General features: G+C 70.9%; 15 protein-coding genes and 2 pseudogenes. 13 read left to right on the top strand and 4 right to left on the bottom strand.

The features are described from left to right. Positions 1 to 13: 13 nt before the first annotated feature. Together O0235_RS02985 and ligA are read right to left on the bottom strand one after the other, a co-directional pair. The gene (locus O0235_RS02985; RefSeq protein WP_098504569.1) at positions 14 to 1,075 is read right to left on the bottom strand and encodes a rod shape-determining protein; all 1,062 of its coding nucleotides are present in this window, start codon (positions 1,073 to 1,075) and stop codon (positions 14 to 16) included. 127 nt (positions 1,076 to 1,202) lie between these two features. Continuing rightward, the gene (gene ligA / locus O0235_RS02980) at positions 1,203 to 3,272 is read right to left on the bottom strand and encodes an NAD-dependent DNA ligase LigA (protein ID WP_270057059.1); all 2,070 of its coding nucleotides are present in this window, start codon (positions 3,270 to 3,272) and stop codon (positions 1,203 to 1,205) included. Positions 3,273 to 3,324: 52 nt separating this feature from the next. On the opposite strand from ligA, the gene hisH reads away from it, so the two are divergent. From hisH to O0235_RS02950, 6 genes are all read left to right on the top strand, one after another. Then, positions 3,325 to 3,978, top strand: coding sequence for an imidazole glycerol phosphate synthase subunit HisH (hisH, locus tag O0235_RS02975; RefSeq protein WP_270057058.1), 654 nt, complete (start codon positions 3,325 to 3,327; stop codon positions 3,976 to 3,978). Next, positions 3,975 to 4,700: a 1-(5-phosphoribosyl)-5-[(5-phosphoribosylamino)methylideneamino]imidazole-4-carboxamide isomerase gene (gene hisA, locus O0235_RS02970; RefSeq protein WP_270057057.1), complete on the top strand. Its 726-nt coding sequence runs from the start codon at positions 3,975 to 3,977 to the stop codon at positions 4,698 to 4,700. Before hisH ends, hisA begins: the two co-directional genes overlap by 4 nt. 61 nt (positions 4,701 to 4,761) lie before the next feature. Further along, the gene (gene hisF, locus O0235_RS02965; protein ID WP_270057056.1) at positions 4,762 to 5,550 is read left to right on the top strand and encodes an imidazole glycerol phosphate synthase subunit HisF; all 789 of its coding nucleotides are present in this window, start codon (positions 4,762 to 4,764) and stop codon (positions 5,548 to 5,550) included. Further along, complete coding sequence (hisI, locus tag O0235_RS02960) at positions 5,547 to 5,894, top strand: phosphoribosyl-AMP cyclohydrolase (RefSeq protein WP_270057055.1); 348 nt, start codon at positions 5,547 to 5,549, stop codon at positions 5,892 to 5,894. The genes hisF and hisI overlap by 4 nt, the downstream gene beginning before the upstream one ends. A gap of 10 nt (positions 5,895 to 5,904) precedes the next feature. After that, entirely contained in the window at positions 5,905 to 6,126 is a 222-nt protein-coding gene (locus O0235_RS02955) for a DUF2905 domain-containing protein (RefSeq protein WP_270057054.1), read from the top strand. 9 nt (positions 6,127 to 6,135) lie between these two features. Further along, positions 6,136 to 6,867: a dihydrofolate reductase family protein gene (locus tag O0235_RS02950; protein WP_270057053.1), complete on the top strand. Its 732-nt coding sequence runs from the start codon at positions 6,136 to 6,138 to the stop codon at positions 6,865 to 6,867. Here O0235_RS02950 and O0235_RS02945 read toward each other — a convergent pair. Next, positions 6,864 to 8,126 (bottom strand): SLC13 family permease, encoded by a 1,263-nt coding sequence (locus O0235_RS02945; protein ID WP_270058032.1) that lies wholly within the window; start codon positions 8,124 to 8,126, stop codon positions 6,864 to 6,866. The two genes, O0235_RS02950 and O0235_RS02945, sit on opposite strands and share 4 nt — an antisense overlap. Positions 8,127 to 8,270: 144 nt before the next feature. Between O0235_RS02945 and uvrA the strand changes: the two genes are divergently transcribed. The 5 genes from uvrA to O0235_RS02920 all read left to right on the top strand — a co-directional run bounded on the left by uvrA (position 8,271) and on the right by O0235_RS02920 (position 14,643). Next, a complete protein-coding gene (gene uvrA, locus O0235_RS02940; protein ID WP_270057052.1) occupies positions 8,271 to 11,414 on the top strand; it encodes an excinuclease ABC subunit UvrA in 3,144 nt (1,047 codons plus the stop codon). Between the two features lie 198 nt (positions 11,415 to 11,612). Further along, positions 11,613 to 12,464 (top strand): hypothetical protein, encoded by an 852-nt coding sequence (locus tag O0235_RS02935; RefSeq protein WP_270057051.1) that lies wholly within the window; start codon positions 11,613 to 11,615, stop codon positions 12,462 to 12,464. A gap of 10 nt (positions 12,465 to 12,474) precedes the next feature. Further along, positions 12,475 to 13,134 (top strand): hypothetical protein, encoded by a 660-nt coding sequence (locus tag O0235_RS02930; protein WP_270057050.1) that lies wholly within the window; start codon positions 12,475 to 12,477, stop codon positions 13,132 to 13,134. Positions 13,135 to 13,192: 58 nt separating this feature from the next. Then, on the top strand, positions 13,193 to 13,993 hold the full coding sequence (locus tag O0235_RS02925) for a hypothetical protein (protein ID WP_270057049.1): 801 nt from the start codon (positions 13,193 to 13,195) through the stop codon (positions 13,991 to 13,993). Next, on the top strand, positions 13,990 to 14,643 hold the full coding sequence (locus O0235_RS02920) for a hypothetical protein (protein WP_270057048.1): 654 nt from the start codon (positions 13,990 to 13,992) through the stop codon (positions 14,641 to 14,643). The genes O0235_RS02925 and O0235_RS02920 overlap by 4 nt, the downstream gene beginning before the upstream one ends. On the opposite strand, the gene O0235_RS02915 is transcribed toward O0235_RS02920, so the two are convergent. Continuing rightward, positions 14,637 to 15,566 carry an alpha/beta fold hydrolase gene (locus O0235_RS02915; protein ID WP_270057047.1) on the bottom strand — a complete coding sequence of 310 codons (930 nt, stop codon included), beginning with the start codon at positions 15,564 to 15,566 and terminating at the stop codon, positions 14,637 to 14,639. The two genes, O0235_RS02920 and O0235_RS02915, sit on opposite strands and share 7 nt — an antisense overlap. 229 nt (positions 15,567 to 15,795) lie before the next feature. Here O0235_RS02915 and O0235_RS15630 point away from each other — a divergent pair. Both O0235_RS15630 and O0235_RS15625 read left to right on the top strand, forming a co-directional pair. Further along, a pseudogene (locus O0235_RS15630) lies at positions 15,796 to 16,784 on the top strand (acrylyl-CoA reductase family protein). Positions 16,785 to 16,837: 53 nt separating this feature from the next. After that, positions 16,838 to 17,704, top strand: a pseudogene (locus O0235_RS15625) (pyruvate kinase); the annotation flags it as partial. Positions 17,705 to 17,764: the final 60 nt, after the last annotated feature.

The following is a 17,764-nucleotide window of genomic DNA, read 5'->3' as shown; positions in this document are numbered from 1 at the left end:
GCGCACCCCGATGCTACCGCCCGGGCCGCCGCGAAACCAGCTGCGACTGCACTTTCTCCAGCAGCGCCGATTCCTCGAGCACTTCGCCGGCCCCGCGCACGACGCAGAGCAGCGGGTCTTCCGCCACGTACACCGGGAACCGCGTCTCCTGCGAAAGCCGCCGGTCGAGCCCCCGCAGCAGCGCCCCGCCGCCCGCCAGCGCGATGCCGTGCGCCATCAGGTCGCTCACCAGCTCCGGCGGCGTCACTTCGATTGAGGAGCGCACCGCCTCGACGATCGCCGCGATCGACCCCGCCAGCGCGTCCCGGATTTCGACCGTGCTCACCTCCACCGATTTCGGCAGCCCCGTGGCGAGGTCGCGCCCCCGGATTTCGATCGTTTCCTCCGGGTCGAGCGGCGCCGCCGAACCCGCCAGCTTCTTGATCTCCTCCGCCGTCCGTTCGCCGATGAGCAGGTTATGCACCTGCCGGGCGTAGGCGATGATGTCCTGGTCCATCTCGTCGCCGGCCACGCGGATCGAGGTGCTCACGACCATGCCCCCCAGCGAAATCACCGCCACCTCCGTCGTCCCGCCGCCGATGTCGACGATCATGCACCCGGCCGCGTCCATGACCGGTAAACCGGCGCCGATTGCCGCCGCCATCGGCTCTTCGATCAGGTAGCAGGCGCGCGCACCCGCGTTCAACGCTGCGTCGTGGACCGCCCGCTTCTCTACCTCCGTGACGCCGCTCGGGATGCCCACCACCACCCGCGGCTGCGCCAGGAAGCTCCGGTCGTGCACCGCCCGGATGAAGTAGCTCAGCATCTTCTCGGTCACCTCGAAGTCCGAGATGACCCCGTCCCGCAGCGGCCGGACCGCCACGATGTTCGCCGGCGTCCGCCCCACCATCCGCTTCGCCTCCGCTCCGATGGCGAGGATCTTCTTCGTCGTCCGGTCGATGGCCACGACCGACGGCTCGTCGATGACGATACCGCGGCCCTTCACCATCACCAGCGTATTCGCCGTCCCGAGGTCGATGGCGATGTCGTGCGAGAGAAACCCGAATAACGATCCGAAAATATTGGGAAACGCCAAGGGCGTGAACCTGTCGCGCAAAACCGCGAGGAGCCGCGGGGATAGTCAGACTCGAAGTATACCGGCCATGACCCCGGCCCGCGAACCGCCGCCCGCTTCGCGCTCAAAGAACGGTCGAAACCGTTTCCTAAGCGTCTGAAAGTGCCGCGGGCCCCCGCTCCAGCAGCGCCAGGAACTCCTCCTCCGTCAGCTGCCGCGTCCCCAGCTTCTCCGCCTTCGCCAGCTTCGACCCCGCGTCGGCGCCCACCACCAGAAAATCCGTCGCCGTCGTCACGGAGCTGCCCACCTTCCCGCCGCGCGCCCGGATCGCGTCTTCCGCCTCGCCCCGGCTCATCCGCTCCAGCCGCCCGGTCACGACGATGGTCAGCCCTTCGAGCGGGCCGGCGCCTCCCGCCGGCTTTTCGAACGTGGGGTTCACCCCGGCCGCCACCAGCCGCTCGACGATCGCCCGGTTCTCCGGCCGCTGCACCCAGCTCTCGATGCTCGCCGCGACGACCGGCCCGATGCCTTCGACCTGCTGCAGCTCGTCTGCCTTCACATCGAGCAGCCCCGCGAGGCTGCCGATGTGCTCGGCCAGCAGCCGCGCGGTTTCGAACCCGACGTGCCGAATGCCCAGCGCGAACAGCACGTTCGGCAGCGGCCGCCCCTTGCTCGCCTGGATGTTGCGCACCAGCGCTTCCGCCGTCTTCGTCCCCGATTTCCAGAGCGGCCGCAGCTGCTCCACCGTCAGGTCGTAGAGGTCGGCCACGTTCCGCACCAGCCCCTGCTGGTAGAGCTGGATGGCCATCTTCTCGCCCAGCCCTTCGATGTCCATCGCCGCCCGGCTCCCGAAGTGCTCGATGAGCCGAATCTGCTGCGCCGGGCAGCTCGCGTTCGGGCAGTACACTGCCGCCTGGTCCGGGTCCCGCGAGACCGGCGTCCCGCACACGGGGCACCGCTCCGGCATCGTGAACTCCCGCTCCTCGCCCGTCCGCAGCTGCACCACCGGCCCGACCACCTGCGGGATGACCTCGCCCGCCCGCTGCACGATGACAGTGTCGCCGATGCGGATGTCCTTCCGCCGGATGTCGCCTTCGTTGTGGAGCGTGGCCAGCGACACCCGCGCGCCGCCGACCACGACGGGCTCCAGCACCGCGAACGGCGTCAGCACCCCGGTCCGGCCCACGTTCACCTGGATGTCCAGCAGCTTGGTCGTCCGCTGCTGCGGCGGGAACTTGTAGGCCGTCGCCCAGCGCGGCTCCCGTCCCACGGCGCCGAGCCGGTCCCACGCCCGCGTGTCGTCGATCTTGATGACCACCCCGTCGATGTCGTACTCGAGCCGCTCCCGCTCCTGTCCCCACCAGGCGACGCGCGGCAGCACGTCGTCGAGGCCGGCATGGAGGCGCGCCTCGGGGTTCACGTTGAACCCCATCTCGCGCAGCCAGCCGAGGATTTCGTAGTGGCTCTCCGGGTGGCTCCCCTCGCACCACCCCAGCTGGTAGGTGAACATCGCCAGCGGCCGCGACGCCGTCACCGAAGGGTCCTTCTGCCGCACCGCCCCCGCCGCCGCATTTCGCGGGTTCGCGTACAGCGGGAGGGGCCGCTTCCCCTCCTTCTCCCGGCGCAGGTTCTCCTCCCCGATCGCCTCGTTGAGCGCCTCGAACCCGGCCCGCGGCATGTACACCTCCCCCCGCACTTCGAACCGCTCCGGGTAGCTCCCCCGCAGCTGCTTCGGGATCGTCGGAATCGTCCGGAGGTTCTCCGTCACGTTCTCCCCGTGGTAGCCGTCCCCCCGCGTCGCGCCCTGCACGAACCGCCCGCGCTCGTACACCAGCGCAATCGCCAGCCCGTCGATCTTCGGCTCGGTTACCAGCGCGAACGCGTCCGAGCCCAGCCGTTCCGCCGCCCGCCGGTGCCACGCCCGCAGCTCCTCCTCGCTGAAGCAGTTCGAAAGGCTCAGGAGCGGCAGCCGGTGCTCCACCACCTCGAACGTCGGCAGCGGCGCGCCGCCCACCCGCTGCGTCGGCGAGTCCGGCGTAATCAGCTCCGGGTACGCCGCCTCGATCGCCCGGAGCTCGTTCATCAGGTCGTCGTAGACCTCGTCGGAGATTTCCGGCTGGTTCAGCTCGTAGTACAGGCGGTTGTGATAGTTGATGAGCGACCGCAGCTCCTCGCTCCGCAGCCGCGCCTCGTACTGGGTCTTCGGCACCTCGCGCATGGCCCGAAAGTATAGCCCCGGATCGCCGGGCCCTCCGTGATACACTCGCCCCATGCGCGACCGCGTGGTCGTCATCGATTACGACGCCGGCAACCTCCGCAGCGTCGCCCGCGCCCTCGCCCACGTCGGCGCCGACCCCATCGTGTCCGCCGACCCGGCCGAGATCGCTGCTGCCGGCGCCCTCGTCCTGCCCGGGGTAGGCGCCGCCGCCGATACGATGCGCAACCTCCGCGAGCGCGGCCTCATCGAACCGATCCGCGACTACATCGCCGCCGGCCGGCCCTTCCTCGGCGTCTGCATGGGCCTCCAGGCGCTCCTCGAACGGTCCGAAGAAGGCGGCCAGGAGTGCCTCGGCGTCCTCCCCGGCGAAGTCCGCCGCTTCCCGGCTGCCCCCGGCCTCAAAGTCCCCCACATGGGCTGGAACACTGTCGAATGGCGGTTCGACCACCCGGTGACGGAGGGCATCCCTTCGGGCAGCTACTTCTACTTCGTCCACTCCTACCACCCCACCACGCCCGACCCTGCGCTCGTCCTCGGCGAAACCGAGTACGGCGTGCGCTTCCCGTCGGTGCTCGCGCGTGGCTACCTGGTGGCTACGCAGTGCCATCCCGAGAAGAGCGGCCGCGACGGGCTCCGCTTCTATGCGAACTTCGTCCGCTGGGCGCGCGAAGGGGCGCCCATGCCCGCAGCCGCAGCCGCGCCGTGACCTTCGAAGTTATCCCCGCCATCGACCTTCGCGGCGGCCGCTGCGTCCGCCTCCGCCAGGGCGACTACGCCCGCGAAACCGCCTACAGCGACGACCCGGCCGCGGTCGCCCGCCAGTGGGAAGCCGAAGGCGCCCCCCGCCTCCACGTGGTCGACCTCGACGGCGCCCGCGAAGGCCGCCCCGTCAACTCGGCGGTCATCGAGGCCATCTGCCGCGCCGTTCCCATTCCCGTCGAGGTCTCCGGGGGCATCCGCACGCTCGAAGCCATCGAGGCCGCCCTGGCCCGCGGCGCCGACCGCGTCCAGCTCGGGTCCATCGCCGTGAAAGACCCGGCCCTCGCCCGCGAAGCCATCCGCCGCTTCGGCCCCGCCATCGTCGTCAGCATCGATGCCCGCGACGGCGAGGTCCGCACCGATGGGTGGCTACACGGTAGCAACGTCCGTGCGCTGGACCTCGCCCGCGAGCTCGACGCGGCCGGCGTCGCCCGCATCATGTTCACCGACATCTCCCGCGACGGCACCCTCTCCGAACCGAACTTCCAGGCCTACCGCGAGCTCATCGCTGCCGTTCGCTGTCCCGTCATCGCCTCCGGCGGCATCTCCGCCCTCGATCACCTCCGCCAGCTCGCCGCCATCGGCTGCGAAGGCGCCATCGTTGGCACCTCCCTCTACGAGCGCCGCTTCACCCTCGCTGAGGCCCTCGCCGCTGTAGCTGCGGTGTAGCTACATGCCGGCACCGGGCGCGCGGTCGACAGCGCCCGGCCCCAAACCCGACAATCGAACCATGCTCACCCGGCGCATCATCCCCTGCTTCGACGTCGACCGTGGCCGCGTCGTCAAAGGCGTCTCCTTCGTCCAGCTGCGCGACGCCGGCGACCCCGTCGAACTCGCCCGCCGGTACGAAGAGGAAGGCGCTGATGAGCTCGTCTTCCTCGATATCACCGCCTCGGCAGAGGACCGCGTCACCACCTACGACATGGTCGCCGCGACCGCCGAGCAGGTGTTCATCCCCTTCACCGTCGGCGGGGGCATCCGCACCACGGCCGACATGAAAATCATGCTCGAGCTCGGCGCCGAAAAGGTCAGCATCAACACGGCCGCCATCCAGGAGCCCGACCTCATCAACAGCGGCGCCGACCGCTTCGGCAGCCAGTGCATCGTCGTCGCGATCGATGCGCGCCGGGTCGAGGGTGTCCCCGGCAGGTGGGAGGTCTACTCCCACGGGGGCCGCATGCCCACCGGCCTCGACGCGGTCGAATGGGCCGTCGAAGCCGCCCGCCGCGGCGCCGGCGAACTCCTCGTGACCAGCATGGACACCGATGGCCACCAGCAGGGCTACGACGTCGAACTCCTCCGCGCCATCTCCGAGGCCGTTCCGGTGCCCGTCATCGCCTCCGGCGGCGCCGGCGGCCCCGAGCACATGGCCGCCGCCCTCACCGACGGCCGCGCCGATGCCGTCCTCGCCGCCAGCATCTTCCACTTCGGCACCTACTCCATCCGCCAGGTGAAAGAACACCTCGCCGCCCGCGGCATCCCCGTCCGCCCGGTCCCGCCTGCGGAGGACACGCCGTGAGCGAAGCCGAACGGCTCACCTTCGGGCCCGACGGCCTTGTGCCCGCTGTCGTCCAGGACGCCGATACCGGCGAGGTGCTCATCCTCGCCTACATGAATGCCGAAGCCCTTCGCCGCACCCTCGAGACCGGCCTCGTCACCTTCTGGAGCCGCTCCCGCGGCCAGCTCTGGCAGAAGGGCGAAACGAGCGGCAACACGCTCGCCCTCGTCTCCATCGCCAAGAACTGCGAGGCGAACTCCCTCCTCGTCAAAGCCCGCCCCTCGGGCCCTGCCTGCCACACCGGGCACAGCTCCTGCTACTACCGCCCGCTCGACCCTGCCGCCGACCTCGACCCCGCGCCCTGACCAGCGCCCGATGGACCCGCGCAGCCTCGGCCTCGTCATCGTCATCCTCGGCGTGCTGCTCGTCGTTATCGGCAGCCTCGTCGCCGCCGGCGCGTTCGGCTGGTTCGGCCGCCTCCCCGGCGACATCCGCATCGAAACCGGCTCCACCCGCATCTATATCCCTATCACCACCATGCTCCTCCTCTCGCTGGGCCTCTCGCTCCTCGCCGCCATCTTCCGCCGCTTCCAGTAGCATCACGCCATGCCCAAGCCCGATTACACCGTCCTCGAATTCCCGCCGCCGCCGGAAGGCCGCCCCTACGTCGTCATCAACATGGTCATGTCCGTCGACGGCAAGGTCGTCGTCGACGGCACCGAACAGGGCCTCGGCTCGAAGGTCGACCAGCGCCTCATGCGCGAACTGCGCGTCCACGCCGATGTCGTCCTCAACGGCGCGAACACCCTCCGCGCCAGCGGCTCCTCCTCCCGCCTCGGCGACCCCCTCCTCGAACAGGTCCGCGCTGCCCGCGGCCGGGAAGGCCTTCCCATCGCCGCGACCATCACCGCCACTGCCGACCTCCCCCTCGACCGCATCTTCTTCACCGCCAGCGATTTCGACGCCGTGGTCTACATCGCCCGCGGCGCTCCTGCCGCGAAGATCGCCGCCGTTCGCGCCACCGGCCGGCAGGTCGTCATCCTGCCGAAGCGGAACGACCTCGCCGCCATGCTCCGCCACATGCGGGACGACCTCGGCGCCTCGCTCCTCCTCTGCGAAGGCGGCCCCATGGTCAACGCGGGCCTCTTCGCCATCGGCGCGGTCGATGAGCTGTTCATGACCATCGGCCCCCGCATCGTCGCCGGCCGCGACACGCTTACCCCCGTCGAAGGCGAGCGGCCCTTCACCCGCCGCACCATGAAGCAGCTCGAACTCGTCTCCGCCGTGCCCAACGAGGAAACCGGCGAGCTCTACTGCCGCTACCGGGTTCGCCGCTAGCTCCAGCCGACGGCCGCCGCTCCCGCCGCCGCCGCCGCGGTGACCGCCGCCAGCGTCGGCCAGAACGCCCGCCGCGCGTACCGTCCCGGTCCGTAGTCCGCCCCGTGCTGCCGCGCGAGGCTGAGCCAGAACACCGTGCTGAGCGACCCGACGACGGTGAAATTCGCCCCGATCGTGGCCCCGATGAGCGTGCCCACGACGAGCGCCTCGTGGTCGCCCGGCCGCGAACCGATCGTCGCCGCCAGCAGCAGCGCCGCCGGCCAGTTGTTCATCAGGTTCGCGAGCACTGCCGCCACCAGTGCGCCCCCGGCCACCGTCACCAGCGCCGGCCGCGCCTCCAGCCAGCCGAGCAGCCCTGCCAGCCAGTCGAGCGCGCCGGCGGCGACCACGTTTTCGACCAGCAACAGCAGCCCGGCGACGAACACCAGCACCCCCGGCGCCACGTGCCGCCGGTACTGCGTCCCGTCGATCGGCCCCCCGAGCCGCGCCGCCGCGGCCATCGCGGCCCCGCCCGCCAGCGTCACTGCGCCCAGCGGGAAATCGAGCACCCCCGCCGCCACGTAGGCCGCCGCCAGACCGGTCACGACCGCCAGCGCCGGCGCCGCCGGCCGCCCGACCGCCAGCCGCCGCGGCGCGCCCGCATCGTCGGCCCGGCCCGTCCCGGAGCGCCGCCACGTCGCCAGCATCATCGCTGCCGCCCCGGCCAGCGCTGCCGGCGTCACGGTCCGCAGGTAGCCCCCGAACCCCAGGTCGAACCGCTCGAAGAAGAGCAGGTTCACGGGGTTGCTCACCGGCAGCAGCAGGCTTGCGCCGTCCGCGATGAACGTCGCCGCGAAGGCCGCGTCCGTGGTCGACCGCGCCCCGGCCGCGCCGGCCGCGAAGATCGCCGGCGTGAGCACCAGCGGCGTCGCATCGTTCGAGAGCACCGCCGTGATCCCCGCGCCCGTCAGCAGCACGATGCCGACCCGGCCCCGGGCCGTCCCCCGCGCGGCCAGCAGCGCGGCCACCCGCGCGTACAGCCCCGCCGCCTCTGCCCCCGCCGCGATGAGCATGAGCCCGAGGAAGAACGCGAGGATGTTCGCCGCATCCGCCACCACCTCCGCCCCGCCGCGCAGCCCGAGCGGCCCCAGCGCCCACGCTGCCGCTCCGCCCGCCGCCGCCACCTGCCAGTCCCGCGCGCCGAACGGCCGCAGGTAGAGTGCCGCCACCGTCGCCAGCAGCACGGCACCCAGCAGCAGCGCCTGCACGCCGCGTAGCATCACCCCGCCCCGCCTTCCGCGCACCTCCCGCCACTTGAACAAACGTTCTTCCCTTCGCTACCATCCCGAAGTCCCGGCGGGCGCTACACTCGATTCCGGGCGCCCCCGCGCCGCCCGAGCCCTCACCTCCCCGAAAGGCCGACCGTGCCACTCGACCACATCGTCGTCCGCGGCGCTCGCGAACATAACCTCAAGAACATCGACGTCCGCATCCCCCGCGACAAACTCGTCGTCATCACCGGCCTCTCCGGCTCCGGCAAATCCTCCCTCGCCTTCGACACCATCTACGCCGAAGGCCAGCGCCGCTACGTCGAATCCCTCTCCGCCTACGCCCGCCAGTTCCTCGGCCTCATGGAGAAGCCCGACGTCGACCACATCGACGGCCTCTCGCCCGCCATCTCCATCGACCAGAAGTCCACCTCCAACAACCCCCGCTCCACCGTCGGCACCGTCACCGAGATCTACGACTACATGCGCCTCCTCTGGGCGCGCGCCGGCCGGCCCCACTGCCCCGTCTGCGGCCGCCCCATCGAGCGCCAGACCGTTCAGCAAATCGTCGACGCGACCCTCGCCTATCCCCCCGGCTCGCGCCTTCTCCTCCTTGCCCCCGTCGCCCGCGCGAAGAAGGGCGAGCACGCCGGCATCTTCGATGAAGCCCGCCGCGCCGGCTTCGTCCGCGTCCGCGTCGATGGCCAGGTCTACGACATCGAAGAGGTGCCCGCCCTCGACAAGAAGAAGCGCCACGACATCGACGTCGTCGTCGACCGCCTCGTCGTCCCGGAGCCCGGCAGCGACCCGGCAGCCGCCAGCCGCATCGCCGACTCCGTCGAGCAGGCCCTCAAAGTCGGCCAGGGCGTCATGATCGTCGCCACCGCCGGCGGCGCTCCCGCCGGCGCGCCCGAACCCCCGGCCGAGCGCATCTTCTCCGAGCATTTCGCCTGCCCCTACGACGGCACCTCCATCGGCGAGATCGAGCCCCGCACCTTCTCCTTCAACAGTCCCCACGGCGCCTGTCCCCGCTGCACCGGCCTCGGCGTCGAAATGCAAATCGACCCGGCCCTCGTCATCCCCGACCGGACGAAGTCCATCGCCGAGGGCGCCGTCGAACCCTGGTCGAAGTCCCCCAGCATCGCCGGCTGGTACCTCCGCCAGCTCGAAGCCGTCGCCGAGGACCAGGGCTTCACCATCCACACCCCCATCAGCGACCTCACCGACGCCCAGCTCCACGCCCTCCTCTACGGCACCGGCGATCGCCTCCTCCGCCTCCGGTTTACCAACCAGTACGGCCGCACCCAGGTCTACGACACCCGCTACGAGGGCGTCATCCCCAACCTCCAGCGCCGCTACAAAGAGACCGACTCCGACTACGTCCGGCAGGACATCGAGAAGTACATGGCGGCCATCCCCTGCCCCGAGTGCCGCGGCCGCCGGCTCCGTCCCGAGGCCCTCGCCGTGCTCATCGACGGCCGCCCCATCGCCGACGTCAGCGCGATGAGCATCGCCGAGGCGCGCGCCTGGTTCGACCGCCTCGCCGGCCCCGAAACCCCGCTCTCGCAGCGCGAGCAGGCGATCGCCGTCCAGGTTCTCAAAGAAATCCGCTCCCGCCTCGAATTTCTCGTCGACGTCGGCCTCGATTACCTCACCCTCGACCGCGTCTCCGGCACCCTCTCCGGCGGCGAATCCCAGCGCATCCGCCTCGCCACCCAGATCGGATCTGCCCTCATGGGCGTCCTCTACATCTGCGACGAACCCTCCATCGGCCTCCACCCGGTCGACGGCGACCGGCTCATCCGCACGCTCGAACGCCTCCGCGACCTCGGCAACACCGTCCTCGTCGTCGAACACGACGAAGCGATGATGCGGGCCGCCGACTGGATCATCGATATGGGCCCCGGGGCCGGCATCCACGGCGGCCGCGTCGTCGCCGAAGGCCCCCTCCCGGCCATCCTCGGGCACCCCGAAAGCATCACCGGCGCCTACCTCTCCGGCCGCCGCCAGATCCCCGTCCCGCGCAAGCGCCGCCCCGGCAACGGCAAAGCCCTCCGCATCGTCGGCGCCCGCGAGAACAATCTTCGCAACCTGACCGTCGAGATCCCCCTCGGCAAGTTCGTCGCCGTCACCGGCGTCTCCGGCTCCGGCAAATCCTCCCTCATCACCGACATCCTCGTGCCCCGCGCGCTGCAGGTGCTCCACGGCGCCCGCCAGCGCCCCGGCGCCCACGACGCCATCGAAGGCCTCGAGTACATCGACAAGGTCGTCGATATCGACCAGTCGCCCATCGGCCGCACCCCCCGCTCCAACCCGGCCACCTACACCGGCGCCTTCACGCTCATCCGCGACCTCTTCGCCTCCGTTCCCGAAGCCCGCGCCCGCGGCTACAAGGCCGGCCGCTTCTCCTTCAACGTCAAAGGCGGCCGCTGCGAAGAATGCGCCGGCGACGGCTACAAGGTCGTCGAGATGCAGTTCCTCCCCGATGTCACCGTCCCCTGCGAAGCCTGCCACGGCAAGCGCTACAACCGCGAGGCCCTCGAAATCACCTTCCGCGGCAAAAACATCGCCGAAGTCCTCGATATGACCGTCTCCGAGGCCGTCGAGTTCTTCGAACGCTTCCCCCGCATCAAACGCATCTTCGATACCCTCGAAGCCACCGGCCTCGGCTATATCAAAATCGGTCAGCCCGCCACCACGCTCTCCGGCGGCGAAGCCCAGCGCATCAAACTCGCCTCCGAGCTCTCCCGCCGCTCCACCGGCCGCACCCTCTACGTCCTCGACGAACCGACCACCGGCCTGAGCTTCCAGGATGTCGCTCACCTGCTCGACGTCCTCCACCGCCTCGTCGATGCCGGCAACACCGTCGTCGTCATCGAGCACCACCTCGACGTCATCAAGTCTGCCGACCATATCATCGACCTCGGTCCCCTCGGCGGCGACCGCGGCGGACAGCTCATCGCCGCCGGCACCCCGGAGGAGGTGGCCCGCTGCGAAGCCAGCTTCACCGGCCGCTACCTCCGGCCTCTCCTCGAAGCCGCCGGAACGCTCAGCCAACCCGCCGGCGCAGCACCGGCGGGGACCATCCGCCCCGTCCCGGGGGCCAACGGACGCAGCGGCGCCGATGCCGTCGCCCGCCGCGCCGCAGCCGCAGCCGCCCGCATCGATGCGCGTGCCGCCCGCGAGGCCGCGCCTCCGCCGCAGCCGGCGCCCGCCCCGAAAACCCGCGGCCGCGCCCGCCCCGAAACTGCCTCCGAGCGCGAACTCCGGTCGCAGTGCGCAGCCCGCGAGACGGGCTGACGGTCCGGCTCCGGGGGCGCTCTGCTCAACGCCGGTTCGTACGACATCCTGTGTTGACACCCCCCCCCGGTTTTGCTACCGTCTCCGCAAACTCAGGTGACGCGGCCGACCCGTGACCGACCCCGTCGCTCCTCCGGTCGGTTTCCCGTCACCCATCGATGGCCTGGTCGACCGACATCACCGACGGGAGGTGAACCGATGAACGAACGTCGACCCCGCCGCCTCCTCCTGCTGGCCGGCAGCCTCGGCGTCCTGGCCCTTTTCCTCCTCGGCGGGTTTATCGCCGGGCGGGTGCTCGTCGGCGGCGATGACGCCGCTCCCGCAGCCGCCGAGGGCGGCGGCGCCGCACCCGCCACCCCGTCGCCGGCTGCGGGTGAGGACGGGAGGCAGCCCGCTCCGCCCCGCGATGTGCCCGTAGCCCCCACGGTCGGGGGCAACGACCCGGTGACCGGGCTGCCGCTCGACCCGGACCGCACGAAACCATTCTGGGCTCTGCCCTACCTCGAGGCGGAAGCGCGGCTCCCGTTCTTCGAGGGCAAGCTCGCCGGGGTGACCATCAGGCGAGCGGGCGACCCTTCCCTCGAGTTCGTGCGCCAGTGCCCGCCCGGCGGGTACACCGAAGACGCGGCAGCGTCGCAGGGAACGCCGTTCGACGTCACCCTCCCGGAACTGCTCCGCGGGGCAGCCGAGCCCGTGCGGGCGATGGTCCTCTATTGCGCTGATGGGACGCTCCGGGGTGCCGAGGCGGAGTACTTCGTGCATACCGCCCCCGAGCGCGGCTGGTACGGCGGCTCTCTCTTCCTGATGCGGTACGAGCCGTTCGACCCGGCCGAACCCGTTGCCCCGGTCGACCTGCGCGCCCCGCGGGTGCGCGAGATGACGGTTGCGGGAGGCCCCGCCGTCGTCGCCGTGCCGCCCCTCCCGCACATCGGCTGGCACGATGGAGCGGTCGTCGTCTACCGGGACGGCATCGTGACCGTCATCCGCTCGGCCGGTCTCCCCCTCGCTGACCTCCTGGTCCTCGCCGAACAGGTCCTGCAGCCGCGCTGAGGAGGCTCCCATGCTGACGGTCCGCCGACTCGTGCTCCTCGCCGTCTTCGGCCTCGGCGTCCTGCTGGGCGCCCTCCCGTTCCCGTCGCGGCCGGGCCCCGCCGGCGCAGTAACCGAGAACGTCACGCTCCAGGTCCACCCGGGTCCGGCAGCCGCGAACGCGGTACTCAACTGCAGCTGGCACGGCGCTTGCACCTCCCCGCCCACACCAGGGTCGGCGCTCGACTGGAACAATGGGCCCAACGCCGATGTCCGCTGGCGCTCTTGGGGTTGGCGCTCCGTCGGAACCGGGTCGGTGGCCCTCGGCACCATCGTTCAGGAACAAGGGATGACCTGCACCGCAGTTGCCGTCTCGGTCAAAGATGTGTTCAACTTCCCCAAAGGATCTGTGCGGTACTCGCACAGCGGCACATGGACTCCGGGCTGGAGCTTTTCCATCGCTGGGAGCCCCTCGTGGGCATCGACCAACGTGGTGGTGGGCTTCACCCTCGCCCTCGAGAATCAAACCTGTATCAACAGCGGCTTGTGGACAGCTCCCCATCTCCACCAGGACCGCGTCGGAACTTGGTGGGAGGTGAACTGGGGCAATTTCCTCTCGCCCGGCTCGAGCTACCCCGTCTTCTCCCTCGCGAACTGGCAGTACCGTCAGTCCTGGACCTGGAACTACTGACGCCCCCGCGCCGCGTGCTACGCTAGGCGATAACCCGAACAGGAGGAGTGGTATGACGATGTCGCGTGCACGCGTCGTCATCGGAGCGGCGCTCGTCGCCCTCGTGTTGGGAGCGGCGGGCTTCGCGCTTGGCCGCCAAATTGGCGGGGAGGAGGGCTCACCGCCCGCGGCCGCAGTGGGGACGCCTGCCGCCCCAACCGCAACCCCGACAGCCGCTGCCCCAACCGCGACCCAGGCCGCTGCCGTTGACCCGTATACCGGGCTCTCGCTCGACCCGGACACGAGCAAGCCATGGTGGGCGATTCCTTACCACGAGGCGGACCTCCGGCTGCCGCGGTTCGATGGAGTGATCGCCGGGGTCCACATCGGCCCCGGTGCAGGGGACTTCTACGACCCGACGGCGTGGTGCGACGACCCCGCCTGGTACTCCGAGCTCTCCGTCACGCGCGGGAGCCGGGTCGAGCTCCCGCTGGTCCATCCGATCCCGGGCGGGTTGCCTCCCCACGCCATCTACGTGCTCTCCTGCAGCGGCCGCGGCCCGGTCGGCGCGAGTGCGTCGTACTCCCTGCCGGTCATCCCCGGGTTGGCCCCGTTTGGTGGAGCGTTGTCGGTCAACCGGGTGGTGGTCGACCGGGAGCCGCCTGCGGTGTCGCTGCACCTGCCCGCGCCCCGGGTGCGCGAGATGGAGGTGGCGGGTGCCCCTGCGGCGGTAGCGGTCCCCATCCTGCCGGACCTCGGCGTCGGCATCACCGCGCTGGTCACCTATCGCGATGGCGTGCTCACGTGGATGCAGGGCAACATGCCGCTGCCGCTCTTGCTCCAGTTCGCCGAGGCGATCTTCGGGGAGACCCGGCCGTGACCCGCTTACTCGCCCTGCTCACCTTCACCGCCGGGTTCATCGCAGGATTCGCCACCTCACTGCCTGGCCCCCGCCAGGCCGCGGCCGTCACCGAATACCTCACACTCCGGGTTCACCCCGGTCCGGAGGCCCGGTTCGCCGCCCTCAACTGCAGCTGGCACGAAACGTGTTTGAACCCGCCGACGCCTGGCAACGCACTCGACTGGGCGAACGGACACCAGTCGTGGGCGCCCAACCGTCCCATCTTCTGGCGCTCGTACGGCTACCGCTCCGGCGGAACCGGCACCATCGCCAGGGCGCAGATCCTGCAGAACGACACGGGGCACTGCTCTCGCGTCACGCTTCGCGTCTTCGACGCCTTCGACTTTCCGAAGGGCGATATCCATTACGTCCACAGCCGGACGTGGACGCCGGAGTGGTGGGTGTACGCCAGCGGGAGCCCGTCCTGGTCCTTCAGCAAGGCGGAAGTCGGCTTCTCCGTCGCGCAAGAGAAGAGCGCGTCCTGTCCCTGGGCCGGCCAGCACCTGCATCAAGGGGCGGAACCATCGTTCTGGTCCGCCAACTGGACGAACTTCGGGAGCCTCGGCACCTACGACATCGAGAACACGGCAAACTGGCAGTACCAGCAATCCTGGACCTGGAACTACTGACGCCGCCGTCCCGCCAGCAGGTCGCCGCACCACGCCGTCACCGCCGAGTTGAGTGCGTGCGCCGCTTCCCACTGTACGAAGTGCCCGCAGTCGCGGAGCCGGAACGGCCCGGTGTGTTCCGGGAACACCGCCGCCGCCATCCGGTCGAAATCCGGGTAGATGACGTGGTCGCTCGGCCCGAACAGCACCAGTGTCGGCGTGGGGTTCGGGCACGCCATCGCCGTCGGCTCGCTCCGCGCCGCCTCGCTGAAGGTCGATTCGTACGCGCCGAAGCTCGCCCGCAGCTTCGCGCCGTCGCCGAACGGCTCCGTCATGAAGTCGACCTCCTCCGGGGCGAAGGCGCCGGGGTGTGCCCAGAACCTCGACGTGTAGAAGGTCGCGATGTACCGCCGCCGCATCTCCGGCGTCGCCAGCTCGGCCGCCAGCGCGTCCGCGTCCGTCCCCTGCGGCACGAAGTAATCCGACGCCTCCCGCGGCGGCCGCGTCCGCAGCCCCGCCATCCGCTCGCGGTCGTACGGCAGCGGCGAATTGAACAGCACCATCCGCTCGACGAACCCCGGGAACCGGAGCGAAAGGTCCTGGATGACCGGCCCGCCGAGGTCGCCGCCCACCGCTACCACCCGCTCGTGCCCGAGATGACCGCGCACCAGCGCGTACAGGTCCCGCGCGTGCGAGGGCACATCGTGGAAGCCGTCCGGCCCCACGTCCGAATCGCCGAACCCGCGCAGGTCCGGCGCTATCACCTCGAAGCCGGCCGCCGCCAGCGGCGCGATGTTGCGCCACCAGATCCGTTTCGTCTCCGGCCAGCCGTGCACCAGGAGCAGCGGAACCCCGCCGACCCCCTCCCGCACGTACACCTGCCGAAACCCCCGCGGCGACGCCGCCTCCGTTCGGAACTGGTCCGCCCGCAGCTCATCGCCCATCGTTGGTCACCCCCTGCCCGCAGCTCCCGCGCAGTCTACCGGTTGGAGGTTGGAGGTTGGAGGTTATTCTCCCGCCCGGCTCCCGGTTCCCGGTTCCCAATTCCCTCCTCCCTCCTCCCTCCCCCCCCTCCCTCCTCCCTCCCCCTCCTCCCTCCCCCGCCCCTCCCCTTGCCCCTCTCGCCCCGCTCCCCCACCCTTCCCCTCACACCACCCGCCCGAGGTGCACCCCATGGCCTACCGCGCGCTCGTCGTCGATAAGCAGGGCGACGCCTTCTCTGTCGCCGTCCGCGACCTCTCCGAGGCCGACCTCCCGCCCGGCGACGTCACCATCCGCGTCCACTGGAGCTCCATCAACTACAAGGACGGCCTCGCCCTCTCGCCCGGCGGCCGCGTCATCCGCTCCTACCCCATGGTTCCCGGCGTCGACCTCGCCGGCGTCGTCCTCGAATCGAAGGACATCCGCTTCGCGCCGGGGCAGGAGGTCATCGTCACCGGCTACGACGTCGGCGTCAGCCACCCCGGCGGCTTCGCCGAGCTGGCGCGCGTCCCCGGCGACTGGGTGATGCCGCTTCCCCGGGCCTCACCCTGAAGGAAGCGATGGCCATCGGGACCGCGGGCCTCACCGCCGCGCTCTCCCTCGAAGCGCTCGAGCACAACGGCCTCCGCCCGGCGAACGGCACCGTCATCGTCACCGGCGCCACCGGTGGCGTCGGCTCCACCGCCGTCGCGATGCTCGCCCAGGCTGGCTACACCGTCGCCGCCAGCACCGGCAAAGCCTCCGAACATGCCTACCTCCGCGACCTCGGCGCCTCCGAAATCCTCTCCCGCGAAGAAGTCAGCGCCGAGAGCTCCCGTCCGCTCGAATCGGAGCGCTGGGCCGGCGCAGTGGACCCCGTCGGCGGCAGCACCACCGCCTACCTCATCCGCACGATGAAGTACGGCGCCAGCATCGCCCTCTCCGGCCTCACCGGCGGCAATGCCATCGCCACCACCGTCTACCCCTTCATCCTGCGCAACGTGAACCTCCTCGGCATCGACTCCGTCTTCACGCCGATGGAGAAGCGCCAGCGCACCTGGCAGCGGCTCGCGACCGACCTGAAACCCCGCGGACTGCTCGACTCCATCGCCGTCGAGACCGACCTCGATGGCGTGCCTGCGGTCTGCGCGGACATCCTCCAGGGCAAAGTCCGCGGCCGAACCCTCGTGCGGCTCGCGTGAATCACATCCCGCGTTAACGGGGCGTTTGCCGCCCCTGCGGCACGATCGCCCCGATGGAGCGCGACGAACTCCTCCGGCGCATCCGCGAACTGCAGGATGACGCGTCCCGCGCGGCGGCCCGCGTCCCGCCGGCCCTGTCCGGCGACGCAGCCCTCAGCGCCGCGAACCTGCTCGCCTACCGCGCCCTCCGCACGCGCGATATCGCCGCCGTGCAGGTCGCGCTCGCCGATATCGGCCTCAGCTCGCTCGGCCGCCTCGAGCCGAACGTCCTCGATTCGCTCGAGCACGTTCGCGCGTGGCTCAGCGGCAGCGAACCCCGCTGCGTCGCGCCCTCGCGCGAACAGGCCCTCCGCCTGCAGGAGCAGCGGGCTGCGCGCCTCTTCGGCCGCCCCCGCCCCGGCCGGGCGACCCGCATCATGGTCACGCTCGACCACACCGTCGCCGACCCCGTCCTCGAAGCGATGCAGCTCCTGCGCGCCGGCATGGACGTCGCCCGCATCAACGCCGCCCACGGCCGCGCCGCCGACTGGCACGCCCTCGCCGAATCCGTCCGGCACGCCGAACTCGAACTCGAACGGCAGGGGACGCCCCCGCCGCGCCGCTGCCATATCCTCTTCGACCTCTCCGGGCCGCGGCTCCGCGTCGGTCCGTTCGAAGGCGAGCTCCGCGTCAGCGCGGGCGACCGGCTGCGCCTCCTGCGCTCCGAAGCGGCGAGCCCCGCCGGGCTCGCCGCCGGCGTCCCCGCGTTGCCCTGCAGCCACCCGGCGGCGCTCGAGGCCGTCGCGCCCGGCCAGCCGGTCGCCATCGACGACGGGAAGTTCGCCGGCCGGGTCGTCGCCGCCGATGCTGACGGCGTCGAAATCCTGCTCGAGGCGCCCGCCGGCCGGCCGCGCCGCCTCCGTCCCGAGAAAGGGCTCAACTTCCCGGGCCTCGTCCTCCCCTCCCGGCCCTCACCCCTGCCGACATCGCCAGCCTCGATG

It is taken from the genome of Tepidiforma flava (assembly GCF_027594505.1).
GTDB classification, from domain to species: domain Bacteria; phylum Chloroflexota; class Dehalococcoidia; order Tepidiformales; family Tepidiformaceae; genus Tepidiforma; species Tepidiforma flava.
The sequence above is the reverse complement of the archived record's forward strand: the minus strand, read 5'-3'. Positions and strand labels throughout refer to the sequence as shown.